Below are 12,589 nucleotides of genomic sequence, written 5' to 3'. Positions count from 1 at the left end.
CGTCTCTCTTCTTTCGTTGCACCGCATGACGTTGCTGCACCACCGCCGAGGTGGCCCGCCGTCACCGCAGATCGATGTCCATTCCGTGCTCCTCGGTGGGGCGCGGACCGACGATGCGGCGCTGCGCCTCGGTGATGGTGACGTCATTGATACTCGCCTCCCGACGTGACATGAGACCGTCGGCGGTGAATTCCCACAGCTCGTTGCCGTAGCTGCGCCACCATTGGCCCGCAGCGTCGTGCCATTCGTACTGGAAACGCACAGCGATGCGGTCGTCGCTGAATGACCACAGGGTCTTGCGCAGCGCATAGTCGAGTTCGCGCTCCCACTTCCTGGTCAAGAATGCGATGATCTCCTCACGACCGGAGAGGAACTCGTCGCGATTGCGCCACACCGAATCCGGGGTGTACGCGAGGGAGACCTTCTGCGGATCGCGGGAGTTCCACGCATCCTCAGCACCCTGGACCTTCTGTGCGGCGGTCTCGGCAGTGAACGGCGGGAAAGGCGGGCGCGCCTGGGACATGATGATTCCTCTCGGTTCGGGTGACAACGGGAGTCACTAGCCACCTTAGACCCGCCCTGAGAAGGACGTGGAGCAGGGCAGAAGTCGTTCATCGCAACATGGCTTTTCGCTTGGCTCCTCGGCGGACTCGGCATCCGGGTCCTCGTCGACCTCATCCTCACGCTGTCCGGTGCGCAGAGGGACAAGCAGGGCATGCCGCTCAACGGCTACCAGAAGCACAAGAAACGTGCCTGGATCGTCACCGGTGCCGTCATCGCCCTGGGAATCCTCATCGGTGCACTGTCAACGAAGCCGACGGCCACAACACAGATCGCGGATCCCGCCCCGAGCGTCGAGGCCGAGCCTGCGGCGATCGAAGAGCCCGTCGAAGATGCTGTTGCAGACGAGGCACCGGAGGAGAAGCCCGTGGAGGAGGCTCCCGTCGAAGAAGAAGCTCCTGTCGCTGAGGAAGAGGCTGAGTCCAGTGTTCCCGCTGAATATACCTCCGCGCTACTTCCGCAGAGACCTATTCGGACATGATGCACATGAGCAAGGGCGGCATCTTCGACCAGCTGACGAGCGAATACGGCGGTCAGTTCACAGAAGATGCAGCGCAGTACGCGATCGATCACCTCAATGGCTGACCACGGGCCGCCGGACCACGGCTACGCGTGACGCCAATACAATGCGGCGCCTCAACCCTTCCCGGGGGTTGAGGCGCCGCATTGGTGTCTCAGCAGGTCAGGTGAAGATGCTCACTCCGCCTGGTCCGACAAGGCAACCAATGACGATGAGGATGATGCCCCACACGATCTGCTTACGGAAAATTGCGAAGATGCCCGAAATGACGAGCAGTGCTGCGATGATCCAGAGAATAATAGCCATTGCCCTGACCTTCCTCAGTTGTTTCAAAGTGGGTGTTCCACCGACAGGGTGATGAGCCTGTCGGAGCTTGGGTGCCTTCTTCAGTGCCGCGGCTTCAATGCCGCGGTGAGTCCGGATCCTCGAAGGTTCTCCGTTCGGTGGCTCGAGGATCATAGCTGCGATCAGTAAAGCGGGTGTCGTCTTCAGGAGCACGAGGGTCTCGCACACCGTCGACATCTCCGCGCTGTCCCTGACCGTCGACAAAGCGCGGGTCGCCTTCCGGTGCAGGAGGCGCGCTACGATCGTCGACAACCGGGCGGTCGGCCGGCCTCGAGCGCATTCCGTAATCCGCCTCGTGCGAATCGCGGTCGGCAACCGGACGCTGGTCAGCAACAGGTTGCCTCTCGGCAACGGGCTGGCCGTTGTCGACCGGACGCTGATCGGCAACGGGACGCTGCTGGTCGGCGACTACCGGACGCTGATCGGCAACCGGACGCTGGTCGGCCATGGGACGCTCTGGCTGACCTTCGGCCACGGGGCGCTGCTGGTCAGCGACCGGGCGCGGCTGGTCGGCGATACGGGCATCCTGGCCGGCCTGAGACTCGTCAGGTACCGGTCGACCGTCATCGGCGACGGGCCGACCGTCGTGCGCTGCGTGTGGAGCGTCGGGATGACGTTCGTCTGCGCCCAGGCCGTCTCCGGCAGCTGCTGCTCCGGTGCCTGCAGCGGCTCCGGCACCAGCACCGGCGGCCGCACCGGGTGCGGCTTTCTGGTTGCCGTGGGCGTCCACGTCGGGATCAAGTTCATCGGCCTTCTTGAGCTGATCTTCGTGCTCGAGGCGCTGCTCCCGCGCGAGACGATCGCGTTTGGCGGCATCGGCATCCAGCTTCTCCGCCTCGGCGGCTTTGCGCTTGGCTTCTGCGGCCTGGACCTCGGCGTCGGCATCGGCCTTCTTCGCTTCGGCTTTGCGGCGCTCGGCATCCGCTTCCCGAGCATGAACTTCATGCTCGGACTCGGCGTTTTCCTGGCGGATCCGTGATGCTTCCTTGCGCTGGTGTTCGCGCTTCTTAGCTGCGGCCTTACGACTGACCGCGATAATGATGCCGACGACAATCAGAACTACGACGATCGCAACGACTATCCAGATGATGGTAGTTGTACTCATGCGCTTTCTCCTTGCTGCCTATTCGGTTCTCATTGATCATTTGGATCCGATCAACAGGATGAATTCATAGTTGCACGGCGTATCCCACCTGACAAGGGCATTCAGATTGCGACTTGGGGCGTGTCGGTCGATTCACACTGGCAAAACGGCTTGTGCATCCCAACTCCCCGTCTACCATTGGCGTCATGCGTGAGATCCAATCCGACGCTTCCGCGGTTGCGCGTTCGACCACCATTGCAGCGATCTGCTGGATTCTCGCCGGCATCGTCTATCTCCTTGCCGAGGCCATCACTGCCTCTGCATTCCCTCACTATTCGTATGCAATGAATTACATCAGCGACCTCGGCGTGCCCGACGTCGAGATGTTGGGCGATCGAGCCATTGATTCGCCGCTGCACATGGTCATCAACATCGTCTTCGTGGTCCAGGGTCTGCTGTTCGCCGCAGCGTCCATATGTATGGTCCGCGGCTCACGGTTGCCACTGCGACTGCCGATCATTGTCTTTGCCCTCTTCCATGCCCTGGGAATGGTGCTCATTGCCGTGGTCAACGGCGGTCAGCACAACAACGAGCTCGGCCTCGGCTGGGTCCATCTCCTAGGCGCGCTCTTCGCCTTCCTCGGTGGGCACCTGACCGCGATCTGTGTCGGCATCTCCCTGCTGTTGAGCCGGCGCAGCTCCTTTGGCCGTCCCAGCCGCCTCATCGGTGTCATCAGCGTCGTGATCGGCCTCATCGGGATTCTCGGCATCGTCATGCTCCAGGTCGATGTACGAGCCGTGCCGCGGACTGTCCTTCCCGATGGGGTCTGGGAGCGCATCGGCATGTACGCGATCATCGTGTGGGAAATCGGATATGGAGCCCTCCTTCTCAGCAGACTGCGCACGCACACGCCCCTGTCGGACAGATCGGCCACGGCCTTAAACTGATGTCAGACCCCAACGGAGCGAGTCCGATCCGGAAAGGCAGCCCGATGCCGATCACCAGTACTGATGCCACAGCCATCCGCGAGCTTGCGCAGGACCATGGCCTCGACATCGTCCCCGAGACCATCGCAGTCAATGAGATCGGCCTCGACTTCCAGGTCGCCATCGCCGAGGCGGTCGACGGTCAGTCCTGGGTGCTGAGGATCCCCCGCCGCCCGGATGTCACCGATCGCGCCGCCGTCGAGGGCCGTTTCCTGAGTGCGATTGCGCCCCATCTCAGCGTCGCGGTTCCTGATTGGCGGGTCCACACCGCCGAGCTCATCGCCTATCCCCTCCTGCCCGGTAAGCCGGGTTTGACGATCGATGACCAGGGTCAGCCGCAGTGGCACTTCGATGTCGAAGCCGACGAGTATGCGCAGTCCCTCGGCGATTTCCTCGCCGAGCTCCACACTGTCGATCCCGCGGTTGTTCGCGCCTCGGGCATCACCGAGCACTCCCCCGCCGAGGTGCGGCAGCGCAAGCGCGATGACATCGATCGCGTCGTGGCCGAGTTCGATGTGGCCCGAAGTCTGCGTGATCGGTGGAATGCGTGGCTCGACGATGACGCCTATTGGCCCACGCTCACGGTCGTGACGCACGGTGAGGTGTATCCGGCGCATCAGCTCATGGCAGGGGCGAGGAGTCTCAGCATCCTCGACTGGACGACGGCCGCGATCGGCGACCCGGCCAGGGATTTCATGTTCCACCACGCCAGCGTCTCAGCACGGGCGTTCGATGCGACAGTCAAACGCTATGTGGACAACGGTGGCAGAGTCTGGCCGAAATTCGCTGAGCACTGCGCCGAGCTGTTCTCCACCTCGCCGGTGGAGCTCGGACTCTACGCACTGCAGACCGGCGACAGTGATCACCTTGAGGCTGCGAAAGCGCAGCTGAGCCCCACCGAATCATGAAAGCGCAGGATTGATATGAGTACCGAAGACGTCAACACCGACAACGCTGAAACTCTGACCACCGATGTCATCGTCATCGGTGGCGGCCCGGTCGGTGAGAACGCAGCCCAGTACGCGACCGAAGACTCTGAACTCGAGGCGCTCATCATCGAGGAGGAGCTGCTGGGCGGCGAGTGCTCGTACTATGCGTGCATCCCTTCGAAGACGATGCTGCGCCCCATCGAACTTGCCCACGCGACACAGCATCTGGACGGTCTCGACGGCGCACGCATCGATGCCGATGCGCTGATGCAGCGGCGCGATGAGTGGGTCTCTCATTACGATGACACGGGCCAAATCGACTGGGCCCAAGGCGCCGGTCTGCGAGTCGAACGCGGACAGGCACAGCTGATCGGCGAACGACGAGTCCTGATCAACGAACCCCAGCCGGTCATCGTAGAAGCTCGGCACGCAGTTGTCATTGCCACCGGTTCTCAGCCGACCGTACCGTCGACGTTTGTCGATGTCGCACCGTGGTTGTCCCGCGACGCTACCGGCGTCCGGGAAGTGCCGGAGTCGTTGCTCATCGTCGGTGGCGGCGTCGTTGCGGTGGAGGCCGCGACCTGGATGGCAGCACTCGGTGCGAACGTGCGGATGCTCGTGCGCGGCGACGGCCTACTGTCCGGCCAGGAACCGTTCGCAGGACAGCACCTCGCCCAGGCACTCGAAAAGGCGGGAGTCATCATCGACCGGGAGACCAAGGTGGAGGCCTGCTACCGTCCAAGTGCCAAAGACACCGGGCTGGGCCGGATCCATGGCGGACAGGTCACAGTCCAGACAATCGGCCCCGACGGCGAATCCACCGTCACGGCAGATGAGATCCTGGTCGCGACGGGGCGCCAACCGCGACTCAACGACCTCGGACTCGAAAGCGTGGGACTCACTGACGAGGACATCACCGCCGGACGTTTGCCCGAATGGCTGTATGCCGTCGGGGATGCCAGTGGCGATGCGCCCCTGACTCACTGGGGCAAGTACCAGGCACGAGTGCACGGCGCACAGATCCGGGCCAGCGCCACAGGCGAGGAATCCGAGTCCATCCCGGCGAACGTGCCGGTCCCCCAAGTCGTCTACAGCGATCCGCAGGTCACCTCTGTGGGCATGACCGAGGCCGAGGCCCGCAAGGACGGGCACGAGGTCGAGGTCTCTCAGTTGCCGTTCAACAGCAGCGCCGGAACCTCGCTGCTGCGCGATGACGCCGAGGGAACGGCACAGATCGTGGTCGACGCTCGTTCGGGTCTGCTCCTCGGAGCCACCTTCGTCGGACCCGAGGCGGCCGAACTGATCCATCCGGCGACGGTCGCGATCGTCGGGGGCCTTCCCGTGCATGTGCTGCGCCACGCGGTTCCGAGCTTCCCCGCAGCCTCGGAACTGTGGCTGCCGTTGTTGGAGGGCCTGCCTCGGCGGTTGCGGCTGTCCCTCAGCGAGTGACGACGCCGATCCCCTGAGTCCGTTGCTTCCCTTTGTACAAATCTGATCAACTGCCTATTGATGAAAACGACAGTTCGGCGCAGCAGTTCAATAAGTGACAGCGAAACTGTACGATTCAAAGCTGCGAAACTGTTCAACAAGTGACAGCGAAACTGTAATCTTGGTCCATGGAGTATCAACCACGAATCCTTGACGGAGTCATTTCAGACGCTCTGAAGAGATTCCCCGCCATTGCCTTAGACGGGCCAAAGGCCGTGGGGAAATCGGCGACCGCATCAAGACTGGCGGGGTCTGTCTTCACATTGGATAACCCTGAAGAACTGGCAATCCTTCGCGCTGACCGTGGTCGAACCAGCTCAGCCGATCGTCCAGTCCTTTTAGACGAGTGGCAGTACGATCCGCCGATTTGGGACCACGTCCGCCGAGAGGTTGATCATGACCGTACTCCGGGTCGCTTTCTTCTCACAGGCAGCGCGAACACCAACGACGCACAGATCCACACTGGTGCGGGTCGTATCGTTCGGCTCCGCATGTACCCAATGTCCCTGGCAGAGCGCCGCCTCGACGAACCATCGGTAAGCCTCGGTCAAATCCTTGCCGACGTCAGCGTCGACATCGAAGGAACAACTGATGTGTCTCTCGACTCGTACGTGCGCGAAATTGTGTCTTCGGGTTTTCCTGCCCTCCGACACGGATCCGAAGCAACGGTGGCCGACGAACTCGATGCCTACCTTACTTATGCGCTGCAGCGGGAAGTCCCCGCACTCGGTTCAATGTTCAGGCGACCACAAGCACTGCTCGCGTGGCTCCGTGCTTATGCCGCAGCTGCCTCAACGACTGCAAGTTTCGAATCTATCGCGGCGGCCGTTACAAAGGAGAGTCGCCCAAGTCGCGCGACCATAGGGGATTTCAGGGAAGCCCTCGCCCAGCTGTGGCTGCTGGACGAAATTCCCGCTTGGGCACCCGAAGGCGGAGAACTGAATAGACTGGGAAACAAGCCGAAACATCAGCTCGCAGATCCGGCTCTTGCAGCACGGCTCCTCCGCGCGACTCCGGAGTCTCTTCTCGGAAACCGAACGCGTGCAGACACTAACCGCAACTATCGGAGCCTGAAGAACGGCCCCCTTCTCGGATCGCTCTTCGAGACTCTCGTCACATTGTGCGTTCGTTGCTATGTCCCACCGTTCGGTCACCAGGTAGGTCATCTGAGGACACACTCCGGAGATCACGAAGTAGATCTGATCGTCGAGAGTCCAGATGGTCGTGTCGTAGCAATAGAGATCAAGCTCGCCTCGGAAATCGATGATTCCGACGTTCGTCACCTCAATTGGCTGCACGAGAAGATTGGTGATGAGCTCATCGACAAAATCGTCGTCACATCCGGAAAGTTCGCCTATCGCAGACAGGATGGAGTAGCTGTGGTTCCCCTCGCGCTTCTGGGCTCATAGTTGGAACCAGCACCGCCAAACGCGATGTGGCATGGCGCGTGAATCGACCGCACCAGCCACTACCCTGGTGCCATGGCGGAATTCATCAAACAGCGCACCAGTGCCCCCCGCGGATTCTTCGCCGCCGAGGCTGCCGGTCTCGAATGGCTGGCCGAGCCCGATGTCGTGCCAGTCGTAAGCGTTATCGATCACGATAAGACCAGTCTGCGTCTCGGTCGTGTCGAAGAGACCGCCCCGGATGCGCATTCGGCCTTCGCTTTCGGCCGTCGGCTCGCCTTGCTCCACGACTCCGGTGCCCCAGCATTCGGCTGGTCACCGGCAGAGCCCGCGTGGTTCGGTCCGCTCGACTCTCCGTTCGAGGTTGAGGTCGCATCATGTGCGTCGTTCACCGAGTTCTGGGTGGAGACCCGGTTGGAGCCTGTGGCGAACGACATCGACGATCAGCTGTCGAAGGACGAGAACCAAACCATCACCTCGGCGATCAACGCCATCGCCGGCGGCACCTTCGACGGGATCGCAGGAAAGGGAACAGAGACTCCCGCCCGAGTCCACGGAGACCTCTGGGCCGGAAACCTCATGTGGACGCCCGACGGCTGCACCCTCATCGACCCTGCCGCCCATGGTGGGCAACGCCTCGAAGACCTCGCGATGCTGGCGCTGTTCGGCACACCGCTCCTCGATGACATCTTCGCCGGCTACGAGGCGGTCCATCCGATGCCCGTCGGCTGGCGTGACGACCTTCCCGTGCACAACTTCTTCGCCCTCCTTGCACACGTCAAGCTATTCGGGGCAGGATTCCTCGGGCAGACGCTTGATGCGGCACAGGCGATCAGCGACCGAGCTCGCGCCCTGGCAGTCTGATGCGGGCTCGGAGCGCTTTCGCCATGCCCCGAGCCCGCGGGTGAGTGCCCTTCAGCTGTTCAGGTTTTCGATCGCGTAGTCCGCCTCCTCTTGAGTGAACTGCCCACCGTATTCGCTGGTCAGCTGGTCGTGGATGGCATCGGGCGACATCGACATGTCGTCCTGGTAGGTCTTGGCCGACTCCAGAGCGTTCTCGTTCCAATCTGCGTCGACGTTGTCCACGGCGTACTGTGCCGCGTCTTCAGAGAATTGGCCACCGTATTCGCTCGTCAGCTGGTCGAAGACCCCTGCCTTGCTCATGTGCATCGTGTTGGCGTAGGTGTCGGCCTGGTTGAGTGCCGAGCTGTGTTCAGCGGGGGCCTCCGGTTCCGGTTCTTCCGCCGGTGCCTGTTCTTCGACAGGAGCTTCCTCCGCCGGGGCGTCATCCGCCGGCTCTTCCGCGACCGGGGCAGCCTCCTCCGCTGGGTCGCCGGCACCATCGTCGCTGGTCGAGGCCGCGTCCGACTGCTCCTGCGACGCCGAGGTCGTCGGTGCGTCGTCTCCGCCACCGTTGATGGCGGAGACGATGATGATGAGCGCGACGATCACGAGCGCCCAGAACCACCATCGTTTGAACAGCGGCTTCTTGACCTTCACCGGCTTCTGTCCCTGTGGCACCTGGGGAAAGTATTGGGGAGCCCTGGGCTCCTGGTTTCCGGTGGGAACCTGCGGCATACGGTAGCTGGGGCCTGCCTGCTGTGGATCCTGATAGTTCGACATTTCACTCCTTGAGGTGATGGGCTCCGAGACCGGGCAGGACTGCGGTCGATGCATCGCTGCTGACCAAGCGGAGCCGTGGATTTCGACTCTCTCAGCCTGTCGAAGTTCTTCAATTGGCGAATCCACCTGTCGGCCAGACTCTGCCAGCCGATCGGTGGACCCGGTCTGGCCGAACGATTGACTACGTATGTCTGCGCCGCAGGATACGATGCTCTCGTGTCAGACCAACCTCTTCCGCCCCAGGGCCAGCAGCGCCTGCGTGATTCACGGTCACGCCGCACGGTGCGCATCGTTGTGCGCATCCTCGTCGGCACCGTCGCGTGGATCCTCGGTGTTCCGCTGTCCTTCTTCGCGCTGCTCGCGTTCCCACCGGCCTTCGATGACACCGGCATGCTCAGCACCCTCGGCGTGCTCCTCGGACTTCTGGCAGCCTTCCTCTGGCTCTCCGTCTTCGCGCGGCATCGATGGCCGTGGATTCCCTTCGTCATCGGCGCGGTGCTCGCCACCGCCTGGGGCGACGGAACCCTCATGCTCATCGGCCTGTTCCATCTCCTCGTCCGCTCTCCGCGCAAACAGGCGCTGACCGCCACGGCCATCGGGGCGTTGCTGATCACCGTCGGGGTGGTCCGCCTGTGCCTGCAGAGTCCGGCGAACAATCCCTTCGGCATTCTCTTCCTCTCGGACCCGAACCAGATTCCCGGGGTCGATGGCTCACTGCCCGCAGAGGAATCCGTGTTCGGGATGAACATGCTCACGGTCATCGCCGGGCTCATGGGGCTGGCGATCAGCCTCGGATTCGGGTTCCTGCTGCGCCGCACGCGTCGCATGCGTGCCGTCGAGTCCTTCGCCCAACGGCAGTCTCGGCGCAGTGAGAACCTTTCCGCCGAACTTGCTCGCACCTCCGAGCGCGAACTTCTCGCCCGCGAACTCCACGACACGCTCTCCCACCGTCTCTCGGTCATCTCCTTGCACAGCGGTGCTCTCGAGGTCGGCGGCAACGATGACCCCGGTATCGCCTCGACCGCCTCGGCGCTGCGTCAGGAGGCCCATGCATCCCTGGAAGACCTGCGGCATCTTGTCGGCGGAGTCCGTGAGGGGACGTTGGCCAATGCCGGTCCGCAGAAGGAGGCGTCGACTCCCCCAAGCCTGACCTCGATGCGTTCGATCCCGCAGCTGGTCGCCTCGGTGCAGGCCACCGGCACGATCATCCGGCCATCAATCATCATCCAGGACGTCGAGAGCGCACCCACGGTCCTCGACCGCGCGGTGTATCGAATCGTCCAGGAATCACTGACGAATGCGATGAAGCATGCGCCGGGTGCCCCGGTCACCCTCGAGGTCACGATCTCGGCCGACCTCGGCGCCCGGGTCGTCATCGCCAATCCCGCTGAACCGTCGGCCCAGCGCTTCCACCCACCCCGCACCACCACCGAGGCGGGTCCCGGCATTCCGCCCTACCCCACCTCGGCGCCCCGCGTAGGTCCAGCCAACCCTGGCGCTCAGCAGTCTCTGTCGTCGACAGGTGCCGGCGCCGGACTCGTCGGAATTCGGGAACGAGTGGCAATGCTCGGCGGAGAGGTCTTCATCGGTGTCCGTGACGGCTCATTCCTCGTCGATGTGACGCTTCCACCGTTCGAACGTCAGGGCTGAAGCCGGACGAACTATCGATGTCATACCCCTCGGGTAGTGTGTCGACCATGAGCCAGAACGCTGCCCCGGTCCGGGTGATCGTCGTCGATGACGACCCGATGGTCGTCACCGGGATCACAGGGATCCTCCATCCTGCCGAAGACATCGAGGTTGTGGGGTCTGCCTCGAGCGGCGAAGAGGCGCTCGACAAGGCGGCACTTCATTTTCCCGATGTCGTGCTCACGGACATTCGGATGCCCGGAATCGGCGGCATCGAAGCTATCGAGCGTCTCGCCAACAGCGTCCGACCACCCCAGGTCGTTGCGTTGACGAGTTTCGACACCGACGATTACCTCTTCCGTGCCCTCGAGGCCGGTGCCGCAGGTTATCTGCTCAAGGACATTGCTCCAGTCGCCCTCGCCGAGGCGATCCGCAAGGTCCACGTCGGCGAGCCGATCCTCTCGCCTCGGTCGATGCGGCAGCTGATCACGAAGGTGACGACCGATCAGGACCAACGTCGGCAACATGAGGCCGAGGAGATGCTGGCCGACCTCACCGAACGTGAGCTCGAGATCGCGATCCTCGTGGCACAGGGCCTGTCGAACCAGGAGATCGCTGACGCCACATTCATGAGCCCGGCCACTGTGAAGACCCACCTCAACCGCATCAACATCAAGCTGGACACGAGCAATCGGGTTCATATTGCGGTGGCCGTGGAGCGGGCTCGGATGGGGAATGTTGGGGTGGCGGGACAGGGACTCTAGGCCAGCGTCGCTGCAGACTTCGATCTCCTAAATATTGGAACCGCGCACGCATCGGCGTGCCGCAGTCCAAAGGACAACGTCGAGGAGTCGGAGTGGTTCTTTGTCGAGTACCGATCGGCTCTCGACGTTCAGCTCGTTCACCTTCGCTATCACTCCGTCGAGCTCACTACGAATGGCTTCGTCTCGCATTAGTTCGCGGAAGACAACCCAATCTTTGGCCCGGTCGCCAAGACGATCTATGCGCAGGAATTTACACACATCGTTGTCTCTGACCGGGAACAGGTCCGGACGTTTCCTCGCAGTAGTTTTGCTCGAAGTCACCCACGAATTCGACGATCGGGACCCAGCTCTCGCCAATGATGCTTTCACCAGGTCATAAAACACGGCCATGGCGGCAAAGTCCGCCTCAGTTGTCTCTTCAAGCGCATGCTTAGGCAGCGCCTTCAAAGTGGCCTCGATCGACGACATTAAATTGTCATCTTCCAAGAACCGGCGAATCGCAAGAACTGGGATATCAATCGCCAAGGTAGTTACTGCGAGAAGATCGGTCGCTGTAATCGCTGACTGGTCGTGTGGTTCGAGTCCGGCAAACGTCGCTCCCGCGCAATTTGTTTGCGGGTCGAAGTACTGCAGGACTCGCTTCGGGCTCTCCGGATCCCGCAAAGCTGCCAAAGTCTGCTCCTACGCCGCAGTAAGAGCCCCCTCCGGCAGGACTGGAAACTGATTTTCACTCAATTCGGTTGCCTCCTCAATCAAGTCTTTCTAGCAGCTCAGACGCCATCCAATAAGAGGTCAGCTCCGCGAATGCCTCAGATTGCACATTTAGCTTCCCAATGGCGGCGCCACCGCCCACAAATATCGTCTTCGACCTCGCCTTACTTCACATCTGATGAACTGGAGTCACAGTTTCGAGTTAACCGAGTCGATCAGATCGAGGCCCAAGAGTATTCGCAGGTAGCATCGACCCAGTCGACAAGATCAGTAGATCTATTCACCAATCAGGACGACTTCTGCCGAGTCCCAGCCATAGACTCGGAGAAAGACTTCCCTAAAATTGAGGTGGTAGGACATGACTGATGGTCAAGTCCCTTTTCGTGGTGTTCTTCGGTAGTTCCTTTAACTTGGTATTAAGCAGCGGGGTCGGGCTACGAATCACGCGGTCAGCGGCATCACCACCCCGACCGGGTCGACCTCGGTCTGCCCATGCAACACCGTCACGAGTTTGCGCATCGAGATCTCCGACAAATAGCGTCT

At 61.9% G+C, this 12,589-nt stretch carries 14 protein-coding genes; 9 read left to right on the top strand and 5 right to left on the bottom strand.

Annotated elements, in window-relative coordinates:
• Positions 1–61: 61 nt before the first annotated feature.
• On the bottom strand, positions 62–523 hold the full coding sequence (locus tag BAUR9175_RS04460; RefSeq protein ID WP_009884917.1) for a nuclear transport factor 2 family protein: 462 nt from the start codon (positions 521–523) through the stop codon (positions 62–64).
• A gap of 192 nt (positions 524–715) precedes the next feature.
• On the opposite strand from BAUR9175_RS04460, the gene BAUR9175_RS04455 reads away from it, so the two are divergent.
• Entirely contained in the window at positions 716–1,042 is a 327-nt protein-coding gene (locus BAUR9175_RS04455) for a hypothetical protein (RefSeq protein WP_009884918.1), read from the top strand.
• On the top strand, positions 1,039–1,146 hold the full coding sequence (locus BAUR9175_RS19625; RefSeq protein WP_226829475.1) for an Ltp family lipoprotein: 108 nt from the start codon (positions 1,039–1,041) through the stop codon (positions 1,144–1,146). Before BAUR9175_RS04455 ends, BAUR9175_RS19625 begins: the two co-directional genes overlap by 4 nt.
• 97 nt (positions 1,147–1,243) lie before the next feature.
• Here BAUR9175_RS19625 and BAUR9175_RS19330 read toward each other — a convergent pair whose 3' ends face one another.
• Together BAUR9175_RS19330 and BAUR9175_RS19140 are read right to left on the bottom strand one after the other, a co-directional pair.
• The gene (locus BAUR9175_RS19330; RefSeq protein ID WP_009884920.1) at positions 1,244–1,387 is read right to left on the bottom strand and encodes a GPGG-motif small membrane protein; all 144 of its coding nucleotides are present in this window, start codon (positions 1,385–1,387) and stop codon (positions 1,244–1,246) included.
• A 94-nt stretch (positions 1,388–1,481) separates the two neighbouring features.
• Positions 1,482–2,531, bottom strand: coding sequence for a hypothetical protein (locus BAUR9175_RS19140; RefSeq protein ID WP_125178063.1), 1,050 nt, complete (start codon positions 2,529–2,531; stop codon positions 1,482–1,484).
• 185 nt (positions 2,532–2,716) lie between these two features.
• Here BAUR9175_RS19140 and BAUR9175_RS04440 point away from each other — a divergent pair, with 185 nt between their 5' ends.
• From BAUR9175_RS04440 to BAUR9175_RS04420, 5 genes are all read left to right on the top strand, one after another.
• Positions 2,717–3,457 (top strand): DUF998 domain-containing protein, encoded by a 741-nt coding sequence (locus BAUR9175_RS04440; RefSeq protein ID WP_009884922.1) that lies wholly within the window; start codon positions 2,717–2,719, stop codon positions 3,455–3,457.
• A 44-nt stretch (positions 3,458–3,501) separates the two neighbouring features.
• Entirely contained in the window at positions 3,502–4,404 is a 903-nt protein-coding gene (locus tag BAUR9175_RS04435) for a macrolide 2'-phosphotransferase (RefSeq protein WP_096158560.1), read from the top strand.
• A gap of 15 nt (positions 4,405–4,419) precedes the next feature.
• Entirely contained in the window at positions 4,420–5,874 is a 1,455-nt protein-coding gene (locus tag BAUR9175_RS04430; protein WP_096158559.1) for a dihydrolipoyl dehydrogenase family protein, read from the top strand.
• A gap of 167 nt (positions 5,875–6,041) precedes the next feature.
• On the top strand, positions 6,042–7,322 hold the full coding sequence (locus tag BAUR9175_RS04425; RefSeq protein WP_096158558.1) for an ATP-binding protein: 1,281 nt from the start codon (positions 6,042–6,044) through the stop codon (positions 7,320–7,322).
• 72 nt (positions 7,323–7,394) lie between these two features.
• Entirely contained in the window at positions 7,395–8,183 is a 789-nt protein-coding gene (locus BAUR9175_RS04420) for a fructosamine kinase family protein (protein WP_096158557.1), read from the top strand.
• A 51-nt stretch (positions 8,184–8,234) separates the two neighbouring features.
• On the opposite strand, the gene BAUR9175_RS04415 is transcribed toward BAUR9175_RS04420, so the two are convergent.
• Complete coding sequence (locus tag BAUR9175_RS04415; RefSeq protein ID WP_226829474.1) at positions 8,235–8,942, bottom strand: Ltp family lipoprotein; 708 nt, start codon at positions 8,940–8,942, stop codon at positions 8,235–8,237.
• A gap of 75 nt (positions 8,943–9,017) precedes the next feature.
• Between BAUR9175_RS04415 and BAUR9175_RS04410 the strand changes: the two genes are divergently transcribed.
• Entirely contained in the window at positions 9,018–10,592 is a 1,575-nt protein-coding gene (locus BAUR9175_RS04410) for a sensor histidine kinase (protein ID WP_240516289.1), read from the top strand.
• Between the two features lie 47 nt (positions 10,593–10,639).
• Entirely contained in the window at positions 10,640–11,335 is a 696-nt protein-coding gene (locus tag BAUR9175_RS04405) for a response regulator transcription factor (RefSeq protein ID WP_096158967.1), read from the top strand.
• Between the two features lie 27 nt (positions 11,336–11,362).
• Here the strand turns inward: BAUR9175_RS04405 and BAUR9175_RS04400 are convergent, their stop codons facing one another.
• Positions 11,363–12,007, bottom strand: coding sequence for a DUF6308 family protein (locus BAUR9175_RS04400; protein ID WP_101583064.1), 645 nt, complete (start codon positions 12,005–12,007; stop codon positions 11,363–11,365).
• Positions 12,008–12,589 lie beyond the last annotated feature (582 nt).

The sequence above is a fragment of the Brevibacterium aurantiacum genome (assembly GCF_900169065.1).
GTDB lineage: Bacteria > Actinomycetota > Actinomycetes > Actinomycetales > Brevibacteriaceae > Brevibacterium > Brevibacterium aurantiacum.
Note: the sequence above shows the minus strand (reverse complement) of the source record. Positions and strands in the feature narration are given on the sequence as shown.

Bases quoted from the DNA above. Each gene is read 5' to 3' on its own strand.
- BAUR9175_RS04460 (WP_009884917.1), bottom strand. From the start codon at position 523: ATGTCCCAGGCGCGCCCGCCTTTCCCGCCGTTCACTGCCGAGACCGCC.
- BAUR9175_RS04455 (WP_009884918.1), top strand. From the start codon at position 716: ATGCCGCTCAACGGCTACCAGAAGCACAAGAAACGTGCCTGGATCGTC.
- BAUR9175_RS19625 (WP_226829475.1), top strand. From the start codon at position 1,039: ATGATGCACATGAGCAAGGGCGGCATCTTCGACCAGCTGACGAGCGAA.
- BAUR9175_RS19330 (WP_009884920.1), bottom strand. From the start codon at position 1,387: ATGGCTATTATTCTCTGGATCATCGCAGCACTGCTCGTCATTTCGGGC.
- BAUR9175_RS19140 (WP_125178063.1), bottom strand. From the start codon at position 2,531: ATGAGTACAACTACCATCATCTGGATAGTCGTTGCGATCGTCGTAGTT.
- BAUR9175_RS04440 (WP_009884922.1), top strand. From the start codon at position 2,717: ATGCGTGAGATCCAATCCGACGCTTCCGCGGTTGCGCGTTCGACCACC.
- BAUR9175_RS04435 (WP_096158560.1), top strand. From the start codon at position 3,502: ATGCCGATCACCAGTACTGATGCCACAGCCATCCGCGAGCTTGCGCAG.
- BAUR9175_RS04430 (WP_096158559.1), top strand. From the start codon at position 4,420: ATGAGTACCGAAGACGTCAACACCGACAACGCTGAAACTCTGACCACC.
- BAUR9175_RS04425 (WP_096158558.1), top strand. From the start codon at position 6,042: ATGGAGTATCAACCACGAATCCTTGACGGAGTCATTTCAGACGCTCTG.
- BAUR9175_RS04420 (WP_096158557.1), top strand. From the start codon at position 7,395: ATGGCGGAATTCATCAAACAGCGCACCAGTGCCCCCCGCGGATTCTTC.
- BAUR9175_RS04415 (WP_226829474.1), bottom strand. From the start codon at position 8,942: ATGTCGAACTATCAGGATCCACAGCAGGCAGGCCCCAGCTACCGTATG.
- BAUR9175_RS04405 (WP_096158967.1), top strand. From the start codon at position 10,640: ATGAGCCAGAACGCTGCCCCGGTCCGGGTGATCGTCGTCGATGACGAC.